This is a genomic window from Bradyrhizobium sp. NBAIM18, from assembly GCF_020193825.1.
Lineage (GTDB): Bacteria > Pseudomonadota > Alphaproteobacteria > Rhizobiales > Xanthobacteraceae > Bradyrhizobium > Bradyrhizobium yuanmingense.
Window position 1 is genome coordinate 1 of the sequence record NZ_JADYVO010000009.1, and the last position, 19,791, is coordinate 19,791.

17 protein-coding genes and 2 pseudogenes are annotated in these 19,791 nt (G+C 63.6%); 4 read left to right on the plus strand and 15 right to left on the minus strand.

Features of this window, described 5'->3' with window-relative positions; all coding sequences use genetic code 11:
- Together I6F17_RS20555 and I6F17_RS20560 are read right to left on the minus strand one after the other, a co-directional pair.
- Positions 1-206: transposase (locus I6F17_RS20555; RefSeq protein WP_225130968.1), on the minus strand; the 206-nt coding region annotated here is incomplete at its 3' end.
- Between the two features lie 80 nt (positions 207-286).
- Positions 287-529, minus strand: a pseudogene (locus tag I6F17_RS20560) (transposase); the annotation flags it as partial.
- Positions 530-609: 80 nt separating this feature from the next.
- On the opposite strand from I6F17_RS20560, the gene I6F17_RS20565 reads away from it, so the two are divergent.
- Positions 610-1,632, plus strand: a complete 1,023-nt coding sequence (locus I6F17_RS20565; RefSeq protein ID WP_109145492.1) for an IS110 family transposase — start codon at positions 610-612, stop codon at positions 1,630-1,632.
- A 258-nt stretch (positions 1,633-1,890) separates the two neighbouring features.
- Here I6F17_RS20565 and I6F17_RS20570 read toward each other — a convergent pair.
- From I6F17_RS20570 to I6F17_RS20610, 9 genes and pseudogenes are all read right to left on the minus strand, one after another.
- Positions 1,891-2,386 (minus strand): annotated as a pseudogene (locus tag I6F17_RS20570) (DDE-type integrase/transposase/recombinase); the annotation flags it as partial.
- Positions 2,387-2,428: 42 nt separating this feature from the next.
- Positions 2,429-2,743 (minus strand): hypothetical protein, encoded by a 315-nt coding sequence (locus I6F17_RS20575; protein ID WP_225130970.1) that lies wholly within the window; start codon positions 2,741-2,743, stop codon positions 2,429-2,431.
- Positions 2,744-2,827: 84 nt separating this feature from the next.
- Positions 2,828-3,625 (minus strand): hypothetical protein, encoded by a 798-nt coding sequence (locus tag I6F17_RS20580; protein ID WP_225130971.1) that lies wholly within the window; start codon positions 3,623-3,625, stop codon positions 2,828-2,830.
- Between the two features lie 57 nt (positions 3,626-3,682).
- Positions 3,683-5,026 carry a PDDEXK nuclease domain-containing protein gene (locus I6F17_RS20585; RefSeq protein ID WP_109145491.1) on the minus strand — a complete coding sequence of 448 codons (1,344 nt, stop codon included), beginning with the start codon at positions 5,024-5,026 and terminating at the stop codon, positions 3,683-3,685.
- Positions 5,023-6,264 (minus strand): site-specific integrase, encoded by a 1,242-nt coding sequence (locus tag I6F17_RS20590; RefSeq protein ID WP_109145490.1) that lies wholly within the window; start codon positions 6,262-6,264, stop codon positions 5,023-5,025. Before I6F17_RS20590 ends, I6F17_RS20585 begins: the two co-directional genes overlap by 4 nt.
- 144 nt (positions 6,265-6,408) lie before the next feature.
- Positions 6,409-7,032, minus strand: a complete 624-nt coding sequence (radC, locus tag I6F17_RS20595; protein ID WP_225130972.1) for a DNA repair protein RadC — start codon at positions 7,030-7,032, stop codon at positions 6,409-6,411.
- Positions 7,033-7,164: 132 nt separating this feature from the next.
- Positions 7,165-8,427 carry an adenylate/guanylate cyclase domain-containing protein gene (locus tag I6F17_RS20600; protein ID WP_051057161.1) on the minus strand — a complete coding sequence of 421 codons (1,263 nt, stop codon included), beginning with the start codon at positions 8,425-8,427 and terminating at the stop codon, positions 7,165-7,167.
- A gap of 372 nt (positions 8,428-8,799) precedes the next feature.
- A complete protein-coding gene (gene map / locus I6F17_RS20605) occupies positions 8,800-9,618 on the minus strand; it encodes a type I methionyl aminopeptidase (protein ID WP_036014218.1) in 819 nt (272 codons plus the stop codon).
- 119 nt (positions 9,619-9,737) lie between these two features.
- Positions 9,738-11,054 (minus strand): mechanosensitive ion channel domain-containing protein, encoded by a 1,317-nt coding sequence (locus I6F17_RS20610; protein WP_036041861.1) that lies wholly within the window; start codon positions 11,052-11,054, stop codon positions 9,738-9,740.
- 208 nt (positions 11,055-11,262) lie between these two features.
- Here I6F17_RS20610 and I6F17_RS20615 point away from each other — a divergent pair, with 208 nt between their 5' ends.
- A complete protein-coding gene (locus I6F17_RS20615; protein WP_225130973.1) occupies positions 11,263-13,056 on the plus strand; it encodes a potassium/proton antiporter in 1,794 nt (597 codons plus the stop codon).
- Positions 13,057-13,192: 136 nt separating this feature from the next.
- The gene (locus I6F17_RS20620; protein ID WP_036014215.1) at positions 13,193-13,453 is read left to right on the plus strand and encodes a PepSY domain-containing protein; all 261 of its coding nucleotides are present in this window, start codon (positions 13,193-13,195) and stop codon (positions 13,451-13,453) included.
- 15 nt (positions 13,454-13,468) lie between these two features.
- Here I6F17_RS20620 and modC read toward each other — a convergent pair whose 3' ends face one another.
- From modC to mepA, 4 genes are all read right to left on the minus strand, one after another.
- Complete coding sequence (gene modC, locus I6F17_RS20625) at positions 13,469-14,131, minus strand: molybdenum ABC transporter ATP-binding protein (protein ID WP_225130974.1); 663 nt, start codon at positions 14,129-14,131, stop codon at positions 13,469-13,471.
- 2 nt (positions 14,132-14,133) lie between these two features.
- Positions 14,134-14,829: a molybdate ABC transporter permease subunit gene (modB, locus tag I6F17_RS20630; protein ID WP_036041856.1), complete on the minus strand. Its 696-nt coding sequence runs from the start codon at positions 14,827-14,829 to the stop codon at positions 14,134-14,136.
- Positions 14,830-14,896: 67 nt separating this feature from the next.
- Positions 14,897-15,682, minus strand: a complete 786-nt coding sequence (gene modA / locus I6F17_RS20635; RefSeq protein WP_225130975.1) for a molybdate ABC transporter substrate-binding protein — start codon at positions 15,680-15,682, stop codon at positions 14,897-14,899.
- A 396-nt stretch (positions 15,683-16,078) separates the two neighbouring features.
- The gene (mepA, locus tag I6F17_RS20640; RefSeq protein WP_225130976.1) at positions 16,079-17,023 is read right to left on the minus strand and encodes a penicillin-insensitive murein endopeptidase; all 945 of its coding nucleotides are present in this window, start codon (positions 17,021-17,023) and stop codon (positions 16,079-16,081) included.
- A gap of 451 nt (positions 17,024-17,474) precedes the next feature.
- On the opposite strand from mepA, the gene I6F17_RS20645 reads away from it, so the two are divergent.
- On the plus strand, positions 17,475-19,640 hold the full coding sequence (locus I6F17_RS20645) for an EAL domain-containing protein (RefSeq protein ID WP_225130977.1): 2,166 nt from the start codon (positions 17,475-17,477) through the stop codon (positions 19,638-19,640).
- The last annotated feature ends 151 nt before the right edge of the window (positions 19,641-19,791 follow it).

A 19,791-nucleotide genomic window follows, 5' to 3' on the forward strand; every position in this document is an offset into this window, starting at 1 on the left:
AGCTTCCTCAGCTTGGCGTTCTCGTCCTCGAGCTGCTTCAGCCGGCGCATCTCGGTCGGCAGCAGCCCGTCATACTTCTTCTTCCAATTGAAATAGGTCGCCTGGCTGATCCCGGCCTTGCGGCAGAGGTCCGCAACCGGGACCCCATCATGGCCCTGCTTCAGGATAAACGCCTTCTGGGCGTCCGAAAACTTCGAGGCCTTCATCGTCGTCCGCTCCTCCCAGCCGAGGGGATTCGGCAGCGCCCAAACTCTAGCCAAAAATGGTCCAGTTTTCCGGGCTCAGATCATCCTTGTACGCCAAGTGGCGCGGATGGAGCAACGGACGATCGGCGGAGCTGGTCGGGGTTGCGCAGCCGATCGTCCGTTGCGGTGAGGTGGGCGGCGTAGGCCGCGGGGGTCAGGTATTTCAGCGACGAGTGGGGACGCTGGAGATTGTAGTCGGCGACCCAGTTGGCGATCTTGGCGCGGGCGTCATCGAGATCGAAGAACAGGGTCTCGTTGAGTAACTCATCGCGCATCCGGCCATTGATGGGGAAGACGGCCCCGCTCCCTCGGCGCCGGCGATATTACTGGCGATGGACGAACCCGCTAACAGGAGCATTCACCTATGGAAGTCGCGACAATTGGGTTGGACATTTCGAAGCACGTATTTCACATCCATGCAGTTGATGGCCAAGGCCAAGTGGCCGGTCGTCAACGCCTCCGGCGAGGCGAGATCGTGTCGTTCTTCTCCTCGCTTGCACCTTGTCTAGTCGGCATTGAGGCCTGCGCGACTGCTCACCACTGGGCGCGGGAGATTCGGCAGTTTGGACATGATGTGAGATTGATCCCGCCGGCGTATGTTAAACCCTACGTACGAAGAGGAGCCAAGAATGACGCCGCTGACGCGGCCGCGATCTGCGAAGCGGTCACCCGTCCCAATATGCGTTTCGTTCCCATCAAGAGCGGCGAGAACCAGGGCTTCTTGATGCTTCATCGTGCAAGAGGCTTGTTGGTCCGGCAACGAACCATGACAGCCTGCGCCATTCGAGCTCATTTTGCTGAGTTCGGCATCATCGTCGGGCAAGGCCGGCAACGGGTGGATGGTCTGGTGGACTTGTTGGATGACGAGGAACTGACGCTACCGGCCCACGCCCGCATCGCACTAGCCGTCCTTGTGAACCAACTGAAGGAATTGGACCGGCAGGTCGAGGCCATCGAGCGCGAGCTAGCTCAGATCCAGCGAGTAAATCCGATGGCGAAGTTGCTGTCCTCAATTCCCGGGATCGGTCCGATAACGGCCACGGCTCTCGCCGCGACCGTGCCGGACGCAACAATGTTCCGCTCCGGGCGGGAGTTCGCGGCCTGGCTAGGCCTGACGCCGAAGCAGCATTCCACCGGCGGGAAGGATCGGCTCGGCCGGATAACGAAACAGGGCGATTCCTATCTCAGGCACTTGCTTGTCATCGGGGCACGCAACGTCGTTCGGTATCCAAAGGCCCGGTCCCGGATCGGAGATGGCTGGATCGAAGCTCTGCTTGAACGGCGTCGGCCCATGGTTGTTGCTGTCGCTGTTGCCAACAAGTTGGCTCGGATCATCTGGGCAATGATGACGACCGGTGAGTTCTATCGGCCTAAGCTCGCGGCCTGAGCTGCCGCGATTCCTGGCCACCCTAAGGTGTGAGGGCAGATGACAGCGTGATGGAAACCGGCGGAGCTGGGGATCGAGAAAGCCCGAAGAGTTTTAAGCGCAACAAGCGCGACCCGTTGATGAGGCCTCGATCCGCGATCTCCATCAGGGCCAGCGGCCATGCTATCGGTCGCAATGACAGGCCGTATACATGAACGCACCCGACCGATATCCAAAATGCTGCAAAAATCCCTTGCATCCGCGGGGCCGTCTATACATGAAACTCTCGACGAAGCCGTTCTGCATCGGCTTTCCCGGCGCAATGAAGTGCCAATCGATGGCTGCGTCCTTGCACCAAGCGAGCATGGCGTTGCAGGTGAATTCGGTGCCATGGTCGGACACGATCATTCCTGGCTTGCCGCGTCGCTGGACGATTGCCGTCAGTTCGCGGGCCACGCGCCGCCCCGAGATCGACGTCTCCGGAATGGCGCCCAGGCATTCCTTGGTGACGTCGTCGACGATGTTGAGGATGCGGAAGCGTCGGCCATTGGCGAACTGGTCGTGGACGAAGTCCAGCGACCAGCGCGCGTTCGGCCTCGCCTCGACCAGGTGGGGCACGGGTCCCCACGGCCTTGCGGCGAGCCCGCCGTTTGCGGACGGTGAGCCCTTCCTCGCGGTAAAGCCGGTAGATCCGGTTGATCCCCGATGCCTCGCCCTCCCGCCGCAGCAAGACGAACAACCGGCGATAGCCGAAACGCCGCCGCTCGTTGGCGAGGTTGAGGGGCGCGGTTTCGAGCTTGGTGATCCGTAAGCAGTGTTAATCGAAGTCCGGATCTGGATAGCGCTGCTCGATGACGTAGCGCATGATGTTCCACCAGACATTCTCGATCGTGTAGTCCATCGGGTTCATTTTGCGCGGGACCAAATCGCTAAGAGTTGTTGCTATGCGAACATGCCCGGGAGCCTTGATCTCTGGCTCTCTCGCGGGCGGTTTGCCCGATTTGACGGACAGATTGGCGACGATGAGTGCGGTCGGGTCGTACTCGAGAGTTGCCTGCAAGAAATCGCCTTTGTCGATAAGGGGATGAGCCGTCGTATGCGAGATGAGGGCCTTCTGCAGTTTGTCTCCCATGGCGATGTACGGTTCTAGGAGGCCGTCTGCCTGTAGGCCCAGTAGCCAACGATCGTGCGTGTCGAGTGCGCTCGGAAAGTCGCCCTAGTGAAAGTCCGCTCTGCCCCCGAAGGTGATCTTCCCGTAACCGTCAACATGGTCGCGTAGGGCATCCATCAGCTTGACGGCGCGGCGCGGATCTTTTTCGGTTAGGACCGCGTCGATGGCTCCCAACACTTCCTCCATATCGAAGACAATCTTTCTCAGCTCTTCCTTCTGCTCCACAAACATCTTCGGGATTTCGCCGACGGGATTTGGGAGCGGAAGTGTCCAGGGAAATTCGATGTCGTTTTCACTGAAGCGTCGATATGGGATGTTGAGCTGGTCCAAGAAAGCGGCCGACTGATAGTAGGTCTGGCTCTTCAAGCTGTGCTCGATCTGATCGAGCGCGAGTTTGCGCGCTTTGATGCGGAAGGCGTCCTGGAGCGCGGTGGTGCCGACGACATAGCTTACGGGTGAATGGGTGCTGCTTATCGACAACGTATCGACTATCTGCCGTGCAGATAGCAGATGCATCTCGCCTTCGTCCTCTTTTCCGACGTGGAGAAGTGCGAAAAACCCTTCGAGCGGAGCTCCGCCGACATCAACGACATAGCTTTTAGGGATGTGGTGGGTCGTACGCCGATCTTGAAAGTATTTGGCTTGGGTTGCGCCGACACGAGGCGGAACCTTGTCCGTGAATCGCTGTGTCGTGGTGCGGCGTTGGATGAGGAAATCGGCGCCGTCGGTGTCGACGCTGCGCTCAAGCACCCAAAACCGATCGATCAGGAACGAGCGCGTGCGTGCCTCTCCGACGATGCCATTTTCCATAACCTTGAGCCACGTCGGCCAACTGTCTTCCACGAGGTGGGTCCTATGCTTCTATGGGGGTCGCGATAGACGGCTTTCGCGTTATCATTTTCATCCGTTGTTGTTCAGTGCCTTGAGTTCGGCAAGGAAGACCGTGCCGATTTCGACCGCCCGTTTCGCGGCCTCCGAGTTGACGTCCACACCGTGCGAGGCTGCGTTCATAGTTTGCAGAGTGCTGAGCATCTGCTCGGTGCTGGCCGGCACCGACCCTTGTCGGCGTAGGTCGCGCAGCATGTTCATGATGCCGACGGGCCGATCGAAGACGACGCCTCTCTTGTCGGCGAGGTCGCGCACCGCGCGCTCGATTTCGATGCGTAGCTTGACCACAGACATCAACGGGAACTCTCTAGCAAACTCCGCTACCGTCGGGAGATCCTCCTCGAGCTGGGGCGGGAGCGCGGCGGAGAGCTGATACTGGGCGACGCCCATCGGCTTGCTGGAATCTCGCAGGGCGTATTCGACAATTACCTCGTTGCGCCCCTTGCACAGGATGATGCCGATGGTCGGCTTGTCGTCAGGATGACGCAATTGCTCGTCCACGGTGGACAGGTAAAAGTTCATCTTTCCTGCGAACTCGAGTTTGAAGTCCTCGATCTTCAGTTCGATCACCACGAAGCAGCGAAGGCGCAGATGATAGAATAGGAGGTCGAGGTAATAATCTTGCCCGCCGACTTCGAGATGATATTGGCTGCCGACGAACGCGAAGCCCTTGCCGAGTTCGAGGATGAGAGAGCGTAGATGTTCGATCAGGCCGTGTTCGAGATCACGCTCCAGCATCTCTGGGCCAAGCGAGAGGAAGTCGAACGTATAGGGGTCTTTGAGGATCTGCTGCGCAAGCTCGGATTGCTCGGCCGGTAGGGTCCGCGAGAAATTGGTGAGTGCGCTGCCTTGCCGGGCGAAAAGCTTGCTATCTATCTGGTGGACAAGGACGTTACGACTCCACCCGTGTTCAATAGCCTGCCGAGCGTACCAGGTGCGCTCCTCGCGCGTCTTAAGGGCATCCAGCAGGCGGACGTTATGGCCCCAAGGCAATAGTGCAACAACCTGTTGCACGAATTCGCCGTCGGGCCAAGCCTCCGCGAAGGCGCGCATATACTTGAGATTTCGGGCGGACAGACCTGTCATCTCGGGGAAGGCGCGGCCAAGGTCGTCGGCCAGGCGATCGATCACCTTGGCGCCCCAACCTTCTTTCTCTTGCCGAATGAGAATGTCGCGGCCGACAGTCCAGTACAGCAGGATCAATTCGCGGTTCACCGATAGGCCAGCACGATGCCTCGCCTCGGCAATCTTCGTCTTGAGATCGCCAACGAATGCCGAGTAGCTCTGCGCGTCGATCTCGGTCGCCGGTCGCGCGCCCTTTCGCGGAGCCGCGGGCCCGGAGGGGCGCTTGGTCATGCCGCTGCTTTCAAGCGCTTCTTAGTGAGCATAGAGCGGACGAACTTGTCCCATCTTGCCATACCGGCACGCTTCTCAGGCATGTAATGCCAGCGGTCGTAGTTCTTAGAGCTGACGTCTTGCAGCGCATGATTTTGAAGACGATCTCGAATTTCCTTCGACACGCCAGCCTTGCCGGCCAGAGTCTTGAACGTTCGCCGGAGGTCCCGGTTTGTTGCATACGGGATCACGCCGCGGTCTCGCTGGCGCCAAACGAAGCTATAGAGCGTACCGTGGCTCACGGGCTTGGATGGGTCCTTCGCTGAGGGAAAGAACCAGCCGTACTTATTTGGGTTGATCGACGCAATCAGTTCGGCGGCGATCGACGGCACTGGGACGGCGTGCGGCTGAAGGTTCTTGGTTTTGGACCAGTCGATGATCTTCTCCGGCGCATCCCATTGATCGACATGCAAGCGCGCGATTTCTTCGACGCGTTGACCGGTCAGCATGATCAGCTGCACAGCGCGAGGATAGGAGGGATGAACCGGCGTATCGGGGCATTCCAGCCAGCGATAGAGTTGAACGAATTCTTCTTCGTTGAGCCAGCGCGTGCCCTGGACCTTGGGTTCGGTCGGAATTTCCGAGGCCGGATTGTATGGGATACGGAAGCGGCGCGGGGATGTGTTCCGATAGTCGTTGTCCGATTTCATCCCCCAACTATATGCCGCGTGGATGTAACATCGCACGTGATCCGCCATCGAGCGGGCGCCACGCTCGTAGATCGGTCGGATAAGCTCGACGATCTCCTCAGACTCGATTTCGCGCGCGAGTCGGTTGCGCCCGAGCGTGTCGGCGATCTTGTTAAGCCCTTTCTCTGTCTCCTTCCAGGACGGCTTGGCGGCGGCCTTGAGCGACGCGACATAGCCCTCGAACAGATCAGCGACGGTGCCGGGGCGGGTATCTGTTGCGATCTTGATGCTCCGACCCTTCTGGATCACATCAGCGTAGTCGCGCTTGAAGATCTCGCGCGCCTGAGCCAAGGACGTGGATGGATAAGCGCCGAGCTTCTTTTTCGCACGTTTGCCGTCCCGCCATTGCTGCGCCATCCAGTCGGCCGTCACGCGCTTCGGCATCGGCTTGAGGACGAGGACGAGTCGGCCGGTACCTCGGCCTTCACCATCTGCGAGGTTTTCTTGTTTCCGGTTGAGCTCGACGCGCTTCAGCGCGTGTCGGATCGCGGTGTCGGTCAGGCTTGGCATGGCGTTTTTTCTGTTCCGCAACTGGGATCGGTCGGGGAGAAACGGGGATCGTTTGCTGGGATCGGAAGGCCGTGCTCTACCCCTCTAACCGCTCCCAATTTGCCATGGCCGCCCCCAGTGCGCAATGCGCTAGAAGTACTAATTTTATAGGTGTTTTAAAGGTATCGAGCGTGACCAAGCGTAATCGCGAAGGGGGGTAGTGGGGTGATTGTGCACCAGGATCAGCGCGGTCGCGGACAGCTCGAGCGCGCGCTTGATCACCTCGCGCGGGTAGACCGGGGTGTGGTCGACCGTGCCGGTCTGCTGCACCTCGTCGGCGATCAACTGGTTGCGCTTGTCGAGGAAGAGCAGGCGGAATTGCTCCTTGTCGGCAAACGCCATGCTTGTGCGGCAATAGGCGATCACCTCGTTCCAGGATGACAGCGCGTTGCGGCTGTTGACCTCGCCCTTGGCAACGCGATGCACGGCCGCGGCGATCAGCTTGAGCTGGTTGATCGCGGACTCGCCGACCCCCTCGACCTCCCGCAAGCGCGCCACTGGCGCATGCACGACCTCGGCGAACGAGCCGAAGGTCTTGATCAGCGTCTTCGCCAGCGGCTTGGTGTCGCGCCGCGGCAGCGCGGCAAACAGCGCCATCTCGAGCAGCTCGTAATCGCTGAGCGCATCCGCGCCCGCGCTATAGAAGCGCTCGCGCAGCCGCTCGCGATGGCCGTGATAGTGCGGCGTGTCGTCAGGTTTGCTCTTGTCGTGGTCCGGCTTGGCGGGCATCGGCCGCCAGCATTGCCGGGGATGGTGGTTTTTGCAACCGTCAATTGCGCGCGCCTTGCATAGGTGCGCTTCCGGCATGAAGCGGATGATGATCAGCCGACCGTTTTTCCCGCCCTTCGTCACAGCTGGCGATCATGGGCCCTGGTGACGCCAGAAGCTATCGTTGGGCACGACGCCTGCGGGATCGGCGGCCAGGTCCGGCCTGATACGATCGAGGAAGTACATCGGGGTGGGCCCCTTGCCCTTCACCTCGATGCTGCCGCGCGGTTCGCAGGTGAAGCGCGCTTTGACCAGGTTCCAGGTCGCCTCGGCAATGTTGATCCGTCCGGGATCGGCGGCCGCCTGCAGACGCGCGGCGACGTTCACCGCGTTGCCCCAGATATCGTAGCTGAACTTGCGCGTTCCGACGACGCCAGCGATGACCGGGCCGGTGTTGATGCCGATTCGCGCCATCCAGAGCGGCAGCCTCAGCCGTTCGCGCTGACGGTTCGCCTTGGCGAGCAGGTCCTGAATCTCGAGCGCCGCCAGCGCGGCATCGACAGCGTGCGTCCGGTTGATCTCGGGCAGGCCGCCGGCACAGAGATAGGCATCGCCGATGGTCTTTATCTTTTCGAGCCGATGGCGCGCAATGATCTCGTCGAACGTGCTGTAGTACTCGTCGAGCTGGTGCACGACCTGCGCCGGCTCGATCGCCTCGACGTGCCGGGTGAAGTCGGCGAAATCGACGAAGAGGATGCTGACCGACTGGTAGAAGCGCGGCCGCACCTTCGCGTTGGCCTTGAGCTCCTCGGCGATCGCAGGGGGGAGGATGTTGAGCAGGAGCGCATCTGATTTGCTCCGCTCCGCCTCCGCCATTGCGCGCGCCTTGTCGAGCTCGGCCAGCATCTCGTCGCGCTCGCGGAGTCTACGTCTGAGCTCGAGCTGAGCCACGGCCTGACGCGAGATCCGCCGCACTGCTTCTTGCTGCTCGAAGCTGAGCTCGCGCGGCTCGAAATCGATGACGCACAGCGTTCCGAGCGCGTATCCCTCCTCGCTGATCAGCGGCATGCCGCAATAGAAGCGCAGCCCGAACTCGCCGGCGACCAACGGCGAATCGCTGAACCTCGGATCCTTCGTGAGGTCAGGCACATACATGAGATCGTCATGGCAGATCGTCGCCTGGCAGATCGAGATCTCCTTGGGCACGTGCGTAAGGTCAGGCGGCAGGCCGCACTTGGCCTTGAGCCATTGTCGCTTGTCGTCGAGGAAGGTCAGCAGCCCGGCGCTGCAGCCGCAGATCTGCGCCGCCAAGTCCGCCAGTTCATCATAGGCGATCTCCGGCGGCGTATCGAGAATGCGATAGGTTTCGAGGGCTTGCTGCCGCGCCTGCTCGTTGTCCGGCAGGTAGATCTTCATGTCGTCCGCCACCGCTCGACAGAACCCGCCATGACCATATCTCCATGCCCAGTCAAGACGCCTGCATTAGAACACCGGAGGCGGATCATGGAAAGGTGCGACTCCCTGCGCAGTCAGCGAAACCGACGTGATTGTGGTCATGCTTTTCCTATCATGCGCGTGCTTTCACCTCGACGTCGGCCGCCTGTTGCCCGTCGCGTGCGTCTCAGCGCTGTTGTGGGGGGCCTTCTGGCGAAGGCAAGATCTGGGACGATCAACCGAGACCCGGACTCGGGCCTAGGTCAGTAAGCGCGTCCTCGACGCGTTGGTGCGCAAAGGCAGAATCGCCACCCGCCAAAGGGGCCGCCGCTAGCAATAGCCGACGCACCGGGCTCACCCGATCTGCTTCTCGCCGTGCCGCGCCGATAGCGTGAAGATCTCGACGCCGGTGGCGGTGACGCCGACGGAGTGCTCGAACTGCGCCGACAGCGAGCGGTCGCGGGTGACCGCGGTCCAGCCGTCGGATAGGATCTTCACATGCGGCTTGCCGAGATTGATCATCGGCTCGATGGTGAAGAACATGCCGGGCTTGAGCTGCACGCCCTCGCCGGGCCGGCCGATATGGATGATGTTCGGCTCGTCGTGGAACATGCGCCCCAAACCATGGCCGCAGAAATCGCGCACCACGCTCATGCCCTGCGGCTCGACGAAGCTCTGGATCGCATGGCCGATGTCGCCGGTGGTGGCGCCGGGCTTCACCGCGGCGATGCCGCGCATCATGGCTTCATAGGTCACCTCGATCAGCCGCTCGGCCTTGCGGGCGATCGGGCCGATCGCATACATCCGGCTGGAATCGCCGTACCAGCCGTCGACGATGAAGGTGACGTCGATATTGACGATGTCGCCCTCCTTCAGCGGACGGTCGCCGGGCATGCCGTGGCAGACCACGTGGTTGAGCGAGGTGCAGGTCGAGTAGCGGTAGCCGCGATACATCAGCGTCGCCGGATAGGCACCATGGCTGAAGGCGAAGTCGCGGACGAATTCGTCGATTCTGGAGGTCGGCACGCCCGGCCCGACGATGTCGGTGAGCTCGTCGAGGCACCTGGCCACCAGCGCGCCCGCCTTGCGCATGCCGGCAAAGGCGGCAGGCCCGTGCAGCTTGATCTGTCCGGTCTTGCGCAGGGAGGTCTCGGTGGCGTCGACGTAGCTCATGCGTGTCAGGTCTTCTCGGGCTGATCTCGATATCGGCGGAAAGGCTTGATTTCAGGCCCCAATCTAATGATTGGCAGGCTTCATGCAAGCCGAAGGGCCTGCTTGGGGGTGAAAGTGACCTAATTCGGGACTTCCACGGCGGTTTCCACCGGCAGGGCGCCGCCGCGGATGCGGATTTCGCGGACGGGATAGGGAACCCGGATGCCCTCGCGCTTGAAGGCGTCCCACAGCTCCAGCATCACGTCGCTCTTGACCTTGTCCATGCCGTCGGGGTCGGCAATCCAGAAGGTCAGCGAGAACTTCATCCCGGCTTCCGCGAACTCGGTCAGGAGACAGGTCGGCGGCTTGCCCTTCTGCGCGCGCGGATGAGCGGCGGCGGTCTCGGCGGCGAGCGTACAAACCAGCTTCGGGTCGGCGTCGTAATTGGTGCCGAAGGCGATCTTCACCAGCGTGTTCTTGTCGGTATAGGTCCAGTTGACGACCTTCTGCGTCACCAGATCCTCGTTCGGGACCAGGAATTCGCGCCCGTCGCCGGCAGCGACGGAAATATAGCGCGTCTTCATCGCGCTGATGCGGCCGGTGTTGTCGCCGATGGTGACGAGATCGCCGGGCTTAACCGATTTGTCGGCGAGCAGGATGATCCCCGAGATGAAATTGGCGACGATCTTCTGCAGGCCGATACCGATGCCGACGCCGACCGCGCCGGAGAACACCGCGAGCGCCGACAGGTCGATCCCGACCGCGCCGAGCGCGATCACGATGGCGACCGTGAGCAGCCCGATGCGGATGATCTTGACCAGCAGCACCTGCACCGACGGCGTCAGGTCGGTGGTCGAATTGATCCGGCTCTCGGCGAAATTGCTGGTGATGTTGGTCAGCCAGAGTGCGATCAGCAGCAGCGCGCCGGCCTTGAGCGCCAGGAGCGGGGTCAGCCTGAGGCCGCCGAGCACGATCGCATAAGAATCCAACATGTCGACCGTCGTATCGAGCTGGCCGACGATGGAGAGCGCGGCGACGAACCAGGCCGTGATCGACACCAGCTGGACGATGAAGGCGTTGCGCAGCACCGAGGTCACGAGCCGGATCACGAGCCATGCGAATCCAAGCTTGGCTGCGACCATCAGGAGATAGGAGCGGCTCGGCCAGGTCGCGTGATACATCACCACGCGCGAGACGATCACGAGCAGCGTGAACACCGCCGTCGAGGCGCTGGCGACCATGACCCGGACGAAATGCCTGAGCGGCAGCGGCCAGCGCATCGCCAGCGAGGTCAGGTCGACACGGCTGCGAATGGCCGCCTCCGCGGCATAGGCGATGCCGGCCGCGGCCAGGATGAGGCCGAATTGCAGGTAGAACCAGGGTGAGGAGATTTCCGCCCCGACGCTGCGTGCGGTGGTCTGCACGAACTCCATGAAGTCTTTGAGGTCCATGTCCATCGGGTCTCGTCGGCAAGCGGGGAGGAATTGATTCGAGGGCGCCGGACAATCCCACAAAGGGTGCGGCCGGGCCATCGATACACCGTGAAGTGAAGCGCGTTAAGGCCGTAAAATGCGGGCAGATTGCCGCGAAGCGCGAAAATGGGTTGGCGCGCGAGTCCACCGACGATAAGGATGAATTTCCAGCGATTTTTTGCCCGGAAGGTGGATGGCCTCTCTCGATTCCGTCAGTCTCGCCATATTGCTCGGCGCCGTCCTCGTCATGGCCGGCATCCTCTCCAGCCTGCTGGCGCTGCGCTTCGGCGCGCCCTTGCTGCTCGTCTTCCTCATCATCGGCATGCTCGCCGGCGATTCCGGCCCTGGCCAGCTCCAGTTCGACGACGTCCGCACCACCTATCTGGTCGGCTCCGTCGCGCTCGCTTTGATCCTGTTCGACGGCGGCCTGCGCACGCGCTTTGCCAGCATCCGCACCGTGCTTGCGCCGTCCGTGGTGCTCGCGACCGCAGGCGTGCTGCTGACCGCGCTGGTCACGGCGCCGTTCGCCAAATATGCGCTCGACCTCAACTGGTCGGAGTCGCTGCTGGTCGGGGCGGTGGTGGCCTCGACCGACGCGGCCGCGGTGTTCCTGCTGGTGCACACCCAGGGCCTGCGTCTGCGCCCGCGCGTCGGCGCGACGCTGGAGGCCGAATCCGGCACCAACGATCCCTTCGCGATCTTTCTCACCTTGATGCTGGTCGAATACATCTCGGTCGGTACCAGCTCGCCCGGCCATGTGCTGATGGAGTTCATCCAGGAGGCGGTGCTGGGCGCCGTCGTCGGCGTCATCGGCGGCCGCCTCGTCGTCATCGCGCTCAACAAGGTCGCCCTGCCGCAGGGCCTGCATGCGCCCTTCGTGACCACGGCCGCGCTTGTGATCTTCGGCGGCTCGCAGATCATGCACGCCTCCGGCTTCCTCGCCGTTTATCTCGCCGGCATCATCATCGGCAACCGGCCGACCCGCGCGCATAATTCGGTGGTGACGTTCCTCGACGCCGCGACCTGGCTGGCGCAGATCGTGATGTTCGTGCTGCTCGGCCTTCTGGTCTCGCCGAGCCGGTTGGGTTCCAGTGTGCTGCCGGCGGTCGCCGTCGCGTTGGTCTTGATGCTGGTGGCGCGCCCGCTCGCGGTGTTCGTGTGCCTGTCGCCGTTCCGCTTCAACTGGCGTGAGAAGATCTTCATCGCCTGGACGGGACTCCGCGGTGCGGTCGCGATCTTCCTGGCCTCGATCCCGATGCTGGTTGGGCTGCCCAAGGCCTATCTCTATTTCGACGTGGCCTTTGTCGTCGTCATCATCTCGCTTCTGCTGCAAGGCTGGACCCTGGCGCCGGCCGCGCGCAAGCTGCACGTGGCGCTGCCCCGCGCCGACCGCGGCCCCCGCCGCGTCGAGCTCGATCTGCCTGGCCAGCTCGAGCAGCAGCTGGTCGGCTATCCGGTGCGACCCAAGAGCCTGTATTTCCGTCGCGGCCTGATCCCGTCCTGGTCCAAGCCGACACTGGTGATCCGCAACGAGCACATCCTGACGCCGGCGGAAGCCGACCCGATCGCGCCGGGCGACTACATCTATCTGCTGGCCCCGCCGGAAAAAGCTGAGTCGCTCGACCGCTTCTTCGTCGACATGCAGCCGAGCACCGCGCCCGATCCGCATCTGCTCGGCGACTTCATGGTCTCCGGCGAGCACACGCTCGCCGAGCTTGCCGCGATCTACGGTGTGAAGGTCGGCGAGGACGACGGCAAGCTGACCCTGGCAGATTATTTCGACGTCCATCTCGACCACGCGCCGAAAGAGGGCGCCGAGCTGCCGCTGGACGAGATCGTGCTGGTCGCACGATCAATCTCCGGCGGCCGCGTCAACGTCGTCGGCCTGCGTCTGCCGGAAGAAGACGAGACACCGCCGCCGCTGACCCGCGCGCAGGCCGTGAGAAAGAAGCTCGCCGATGTCTGGACTTCGGTCGCTGGAGTTTGACTTGCGAAGAGGAACTGCCACCAAATCGCCGCAACCGCCGAAGTTTTGCGCGGCTTCGTGACATCCGGATCCGGAACGCTCCGCATTGCCTCTCGTTCTAAGCTGTATAGAAGTTTGGACTGACAGGAGTACGCCAATGCGAAAGTTCGCCCTTCCGATCGCGACTGTCCTCGTGCTGGGCGCAGCGGCGCCGGCGATGGCCTACGACACCGGCGATCAGATCTCGATGCAGGTTGCGCTTGACGTCGCGACCGATCTTGGCGTTGCGACGGTGTCGCACACGAATTTCCTCGGCGACGAATGGCAGATTGAGGGCCGCGACCGCGCCGGCCGCTGGATCGAAGTCGATGTGGATGCCCGGACCGGCGAAGTGCGAAACGTCGACCGCGGCTGGTAGCGGGGGTTGGCCCGATCACGTCAGCACCTTCACCCCGCCGAACGACGTCACCCGCCCCTGCTTCAGCATCACGATCTGCGTCGCGAGCTGGCGCAGCTCGGCGACGTCGTGGCTGACATAGACCATCGGCACATTGGCCTCGTCGCGCAGCCGCACCAGGTAGGGCAGGATCTCGAGCTTGCGGCCCTCATCGAGCGCGCCGAGCGGCTCGTCGAGCAGCAGGAGGCGCGGCTTCGACAGCAGCGCGCGGCCGAGCGCGACGCGCTGGCGCTCGCCGCCGGACAGCTTCCCGGGACGGCGATCCCTGAGCGCGCCGATGTCGAGCAGGTCGATGATGCGCTTGTGCTGCGCCGGGTCGGGCGCAAGCCCGTTCATCCGCCGTCCGTAGTCGAGGTTCTGCGCCACGCTCAGATGCGGGAACAGCCGCGCATCCTGGAACACGTAACCGATGCGGCGGCGGTAAGTGGGCACGTGAATGCCGGCCGCGGTGTCGTCGACGGTCTCGCCGTCGATGGCGATGGTGCCGCGATCGGGCCGCAACAGCCCGGCGATCATGTTGACCAGCGAGCTCTTGCCGGCGCCCGAGGCGCCGAACAGGCCGATGACGCGCCCCTCGCTGCTGAAGGAAGCGGACAGCGAGAATTCACCGAGCTGTTTTTCGACGTCGACGCGCAGCATGGTCAATTCCCGTGCAGGCGCTGCGTGGCGCGGCGGGCGAACCATTCGGCCGCGATCAGCGCGCCGATCGCGAGCACGATCGAGACGATCACGAGCCTTCCCGCAGCGGCATCGCCGTCCGGCGTCTGGATCAGCGAATAGATCGCGGACGAAATCGTCTGGGTTTCTCCTGGAATGTTGGAGACGAAGGTGATGGTGGCGCCGAACTCGCCGATCGCCTTGGCAAAGCCCAGCACCATGCCGGCGAGCACGCCCGGCAGCGCCAGCGGCAGCGTCACCGTGAAGAACACTTTCCACGGCGCTGCGCCGAGGGTCTCCGCAGCCTGCTCAAGCCGGCGGTCGATCGCCTCGATCGACAGTCGCATCGGCCGCACCAGCAGCGGAAACGCCATCACGCCGCAAGCGAGCGCAGCACCGGTCCAGCGGAACGCGAAGACGATGCCGAGATGGTCGGCGAGAAAGCTGCCAATGAGGCCTTTGCGACCGAAGCTGAGCAGCAGCAGATAACCGGTGACGACGGGCGGTAGCACCAGGGGCAGGTGCACGAGTGCGTCGAGCACCGACTTGCCCCAGAAATCACACCGCGCGAGCAGCCACGCCAGCGCAATGCCGAACGGCGTTGCGACCAGCGTGGCGATGACGGCGACCCTGAGCGAAAGCAGGATCGCCGTCCATTCGGCGGGAGAGATGTCGAACATCAAGTCGTCATATCAGGTCGCAGAAACAGGTTGCAAAATCAGGTTTGCAAGAATCAGGTCGCAACAATCAGGTTGTGGGGCTGATCAGGAACTTGAAGCCGTATTTTTCCAAGATGGCCTTGGCCGCCGCCGAGCGCAGGAAGGCGAGATAGCCGTTCGCCTCCGGCTTGGCGGTGCTGGTCGCCGCGACCGGATAGATGATCGCAGGATGCGAATCCGCCGGGAAGGTGCCGACGATCTTCACGCCCGGCTCGATCTTGGCGTCGGTCGAATAGACAATGCCGAGCACGGCCTCGCCGCGGGCGACCAGTGTCAGCGCCGCGCGCACGCTCTCGGCCATGGCGAATTTCGGCTCCGCGGCCTGCCAGGCCCCGAGCTTTTCCAGCGCTGCCTTGGCGTATTTGCCTGCCGGTACCGACCTGACGTCACCGGTCGCGATCCTGCCGTCGCCGGCGAGCTTGGCGAGATCGAAACCTGGCGCGATCGTCACGCTGTCGATCTTAAAATCCTTCGGCGCGATCAGCACGATGCTGTTGCCAAGCAGATTCACTCTGGAAGGCTCGTTGATGGTCTTCTTGGCGATCGCGTAGTCCATCCAGTCGGTGTCGGCCGAGACGAACACGTCGACCGGCGCACCCTGCTCGATCTGCTTGGCCAGCACCGAGCTAGCGGCATAGCTGACGCTGAACTTGACCCCGGTCCTGGCGGTGTAGGCGGCGTCGATCTCGTCCAGCGCGTTCTTCATCGAGGCGGCGGCGAACACCGTGATGGTCTTGTCCTCGGCCGCGGCGGGCGCGACGGCCGTGCCGGCGAGAATGACGAAGGCGGTGAAAAGTCCTGTCAGACGAAACATGAATGCGCTCCGTGCGGGCTCGCGCGCGCAAGGTTGCACGCGCGAAATCTGGCGTTGGCTGGTCAGATGCGACGGGCGGACGCGCTGTTCCACGGTCCCTGGCGACGGCTTACGGCCGGCGGGGATATCGCAGTGCAAACATAGCAGGCCGTGGCCGCAGGTCAAAGCCGGCCGTTTGTCGGCCAGCTTCTATCGGGCCGGCGAGTTCGTCATCCCGGGGCGCGCCAACGGGTCCGCGCGAAGCGCGGCCCGATGACAGGCTCCGCGCGAGCCCGGGATCCATAACCACAGGATTGCGTTGGGCGAAGACTCGGAGTGACCTGCTTCGCGCAAGTACCCTGTGGTTATGGGTCCCGGGCTCGCTGCGCGCCCCGGGACGACGTCCGCGGACGAACCTTACGGCTTCGCATCCCCTGCATGCAGCACCGCCTTGCAGGTTGGCGGCATCTGCGCGAGCGTCATCGGCGGTTTCGGCTTGGGCGGCCCGGGCGGCGGCTTGGGGTGCAGCACCGCATCGGAGAACCAGTAGGCGAGATCGGCGGGCTTGCAGCCTTCGTCCTCTGCCTGTGACGGCTGGCCCTCGCATTCGCCGGCGCCGGCCGGGCAGTGCATGCGGATGTGGAAGTGGTAGTCGTGGCCCCACCAGGGGCGGATCTTCGACAGCCAGGCGCGGTCGCCCTTGGCCTCGCGGCACAGCGCCTTCTTGATCGCGGCATTGACGAAAATGCGCTGCACGGCGGGTTCTCGCGCCGCAGCGCGCAGCAGCAGCACGTGGCTTGGTGTGAACACCTTGGGGTCGATGTCGAGCCGGTCCTGGCGCACCATCATCACCGCCGACATCTCCTCGCGCTCCTCGCGCGAGAGCCGGCGGTCCGGCATCGGCGTCAGCCAGATGTCGGCGTCGAGACCGATCTGGTGGCTGGCATGGCCTGACAGCGCCGGCCCGCCGCGCGGCTGGGCGATGTCGCCGACCAGGATGCCGGGCCAGCCGGCGTCCTTGTGCGCCTTGGCGGCGAGCCGCTTGATCAACGCGATCATGTCGGGATGACCGTAGCTGCGATTGCGCGACAGCCGCATCACCTGCCAATTGTCGCCGTTGACCGGCATCTGCGCGGCGCCGCCGATGCAGCCCCTGGTGTAGGAGCCGATGACGTGGGGCGGCCCCTTCGATGGCAGCAGCTTGCGCGCGAACAATTCCTTGGCGGCGAGATCGGGGTCGTTGGGATTGGCGAGCGGCGGCAGCGGCTTCGGGTTGATGCTGCCACGGTCCTGGGCCAGCGCGCCACCGGCGCCCAGGCAGACGAACGAGAGCAGGAGGAGGGTGATGCCGCGGCGACTCATGCTGATGCTCTTATAGCCCAATGCTGCACCAGGGTTAAGAACGAGGCGACGAGCCCGCCGCCGACTCACCGCAGCGCGCACGAATCGCGTCTCGACCCGCCGTTTCTTAAGGGTGTAATAACCGTATCCCGCATTGACCAAAATTCGTGCGCGCCGCGCAGAAAATTCTGCGGTTCGCATGCAATCGCGCGCAATTTCGGAACCGATTCAGGCGCGCGCGCAATTTTGCGCCAGATCGCTCATTGATTGCGGGCGCCGCACTCAGTCTGATGCGCCTGCCGCCGCCCGCCACGCCGCGCAAACAGGCATCATGCGCCCCGCGCGCGGACCGCGGCTGGCTAAGATTACTTTTTTTTCAGACACTTGCCTCAAAACTTGCGGCCGCTGGACGCGACTGGGACGAGTGAAGTTGAGTTTGGGGTCTCGAAAAACAAGAAAGCGAAAGCAAAGCATGCTTGCCCGCGCCGGCCAAAAGGCGCGCAAACCGCGCTTTGCGCGCGCGCACTGTGCCCTTTCCGAACACGACGAAATCCTGCGCAGCCGTGCCGAGGCGGAAGCCGCGATCGCGGAGGCGCGCAAATCCCATGAGCGCCTGCGCCAGGCCATCGACATCCTGCCGCAGGGCATCGTGTTTCTCGACGCCGAAGGCCGCTACGTCCTCTGGAACAAGAAATACGCCGAGATCTACAGCAAGACCGCCGATCTGTTCGAGGAAGGCGCGCGGCTCGAGGACACGCTGCGTATCGGCGTCGCCCGCGGCGACTATCCCGAGGCCATCGGCAATGAAGAAGCCTGGATCGCCGAGCGCCTGCAAAAGCTCTACAAGCCCGGCGCGCGCCACGAGCAGAAGCTGTCGGACGGCCGCGTCATCCTGATCGACGAGCGCTTGACCGATGACGGCGGCGTCGTCGGCCTGCGCGTCGACATCACCGAGCTCAAGCAGCGCGAGGCCTCGTTCCGCCTGCTGTTCGACGGCAATCCCGTGCCCATGATCGTCTGCGCGCTGGACGACGAGCGCATCCTCGGCGTCAACGATGCCGCGGTCGCGCATTATGGCTACAGCCGGGCCGAGTTCGAGCGATTGAAGATCCGGTCCTTGCAGGCGTTCGAAAGCGAGCCGCCCTGGACCGTCGATGGGACCGGCGAGGATCAGGCCGGCCGCACCTGGAAGCACGTCAAGGCCGACGGTGGGCTGATCGACCTTGCGATCTATTCCCGCGAATTGACTTATGCCGAGCGGCCCGCGGTGCTGCTCGCGCTGATGGACATCACCGAGCGCAAGCGCGCCGAGGCGCGACTCGCCTTCATGGCCCAGCATGACGGGCTGACCGGTCTGCCCAATCGCAGCCTGCTGCGGCAGCAGATGGACGAGATGCTGCTGCACACGCGCCGCGGCTCCGAGAAGGTCGCGCTCCTGATGCTGGGGCTCGACAATTTCAAGGCGGTCAACGACACCCTGGGGCACGCGGTCGGCGACAAGCTGCTGCGCGGCGTCGCCAAGCGACTACGCTCCACCTTGCGGGAAGAGGACGCGCTGGCGCGGCTCAATTCCGACGAGTTCGCGGTTCTGCAGAGCGGGCTGGCGCGTCCCGAGGACGCGGTGATGCTGGCCAAGCGCCTCCTGGCGGCCATTGCCGATCCCTATCTGCTCGACGGTCATTCCGTGGTGATCGGCGCCTCGATCGGCATTGCGATGGCGCCCGGCGACGGCGAGGATTCCGAAAAGCTGCTCAAGAGCGCCGACATGGCGCTGTCGCGCGCCAAGCTGGACGCGCGCGGCAGCTTCGCCTTCTTCGAGGCCGCGCTCGATGCGAAGGCGCAGAGCCGCCGCAAGATCGAGGTCGAGCTGCGCGATGCGATCCAGAATGACGTGCTGCGGCCGTACTACCAGCCCCTGATCGATCTCTCGAGCGGCCGCATCACCGGCTTCGAGGCGCTGGTGCGCTGGCCGCATGCCGAGCGCGGCATGGTGTCGCCGGCCGAGTTCATTCCGGTCGCCGAAGACACCGGCCTGATCAATCCGCTCGGCGGGCTGATGCTGCGCCGGGCCTGCCTCGACGCCGCGGCCTGGCCCGACGACGTCCGCGTCGCGGTCAACCTGTCGCCGCTCCAGTTCCGCAGCGGCAATCTGCTCTCGATGGTCACTGACGCGCTGAAACATTCCGGCTTGGCGCCGCGCCGGCTCGAGCTCGAGATCACCGAGACGCTGCTCCTGGAGAAGAGCGCGCAGGTGCTGGCGACGCTGCATGCGCTGCGCGCGCTCGGCGTGCGCATCTCTATGGACGATTTCGGCACCGGCTATTCCAGCCTCAGCTACTTACGCAGCTTCCCGTTCGACAAGATCAAGATCGACCAGTCCTTCGTGCGCGATCTCGGGGCCAACCGCGAGGCCCAGGCGATCATCCGCTCCATCGTCAGCCTCGGCAAGGGCCTTGGCGTCACCATCACCGCCGAAGGCGTCGAGACCGAAGCCGAGCTCAGCTGCCTCCGCGCCGAAGGCTGCCATGAGGGCCAGGGCTTCCTGTTCAGCAAGGCCCGGCCTAATGCGGAGATCGTCAGCCTGCTGGCGGCACAGCGCGGCATCGACCGCAACGAGGACGCCGCGCTGGTGGCGTGACCACTTCGCTTTCTTGTCGCGCAAGGGACGCGCCGCTCTCCCCGCCCGCTTGCAGGAGAGGTCGGCGCAAAGTGCCGGGTCGCGCTCTCCTCCCGGAGGTTCTCTCTCGTCGAGACTCAGTCTGCCCGCCTTCTCGCACGCGAGCTAAGCT

What these genes read in the sequence shown, in the direction of transcription:
- I6F17_RS20565 (WP_109145492.1), top strand. Translation starts at nt 610, where the DNA reads ATGGAAGTCGCGACAATTGGGTTGGACATTTCGAAGCACGTATTTCAC.
- I6F17_RS20575 (WP_225130970.1), bottom strand. Translation starts at nt 2,743, where the DNA reads ATGGGAGACAAACTGCAGAAGGCCCTCATCTCGCATACGACGGCTCAT.
- I6F17_RS20585 (WP_109145491.1), bottom strand. Translation starts at nt 5,026, where the DNA reads ATGACCAAGCGCCCCTCCGGGCCCGCGGCTCCGCGAAAGGGCGCGCGA.
- I6F17_RS20590 (WP_109145490.1), bottom strand. Translation starts at nt 6,264, where the DNA reads ATGCCAAGCCTGACCGACACCGCGATCCGACACGCGCTGAAGCGCGTC.
- radC (WP_225130972.1), bottom strand. Translation starts at nt 7,032, where the DNA reads ATGCCCGCCAAGCCGGACCACGACAAGAGCAAACCTGACGACACGCCG.
- I6F17_RS20600 (WP_051057161.1), bottom strand. Translation starts at nt 8,427, where the DNA reads ATGAAGATCTACCTGCCGGACAACGAGCAGGCGCGGCAGCAAGCCCTC.
- map (WP_036014218.1), bottom strand. Translation starts at nt 9,618, where the DNA reads ATGAGCTACGTCGACGCCACCGAGACCTCCCTGCGCAAGACCGGACAG.
- I6F17_RS20610 (WP_036041861.1), bottom strand. Translation starts at nt 11,054, where the DNA reads ATGGACATGGACCTCAAAGACTTCATGGAGTTCGTGCAGACCACCGCA.
- I6F17_RS20615 (WP_225130973.1), top strand. Translation starts at nt 11,263, where the DNA reads ATGGCCTCTCTCGATTCCGTCAGTCTCGCCATATTGCTCGGCGCCGTC.
- I6F17_RS20620 (WP_036014215.1), top strand. Translation starts at nt 13,193, where the DNA reads ATGCGAAAGTTCGCCCTTCCGATCGCGACTGTCCTCGTGCTGGGCGCA.
- modC (WP_225130974.1), bottom strand. Translation starts at nt 14,131, where the DNA reads ATGCTGCGCGTCGACGTCGAAAAACAGCTCGGTGAATTCTCGCTGTCC.
- modB (WP_036041856.1), bottom strand. Translation starts at nt 14,829, where the DNA reads ATGTTCGACATCTCTCCCGCCGAATGGACGGCGATCCTGCTTTCGCTC.
- modA (WP_225130975.1), bottom strand. Translation starts at nt 15,682, where the DNA reads ATGTTTCGTCTGACAGGACTTTTCACCGCCTTCGTCATTCTCGCCGGC.
- mepA (WP_225130976.1), bottom strand. Translation starts at nt 17,023, where the DNA reads ATGAGTCGCCGCGGCATCACCCTCCTCCTGCTCTCGTTCGTCTGCCTG.
- I6F17_RS20645 (WP_225130977.1), top strand. Translation starts at nt 17,475, where the DNA reads ATGCTTGCCCGCGCCGGCCAAAAGGCGCGCAAACCGCGCTTTGCGCGC.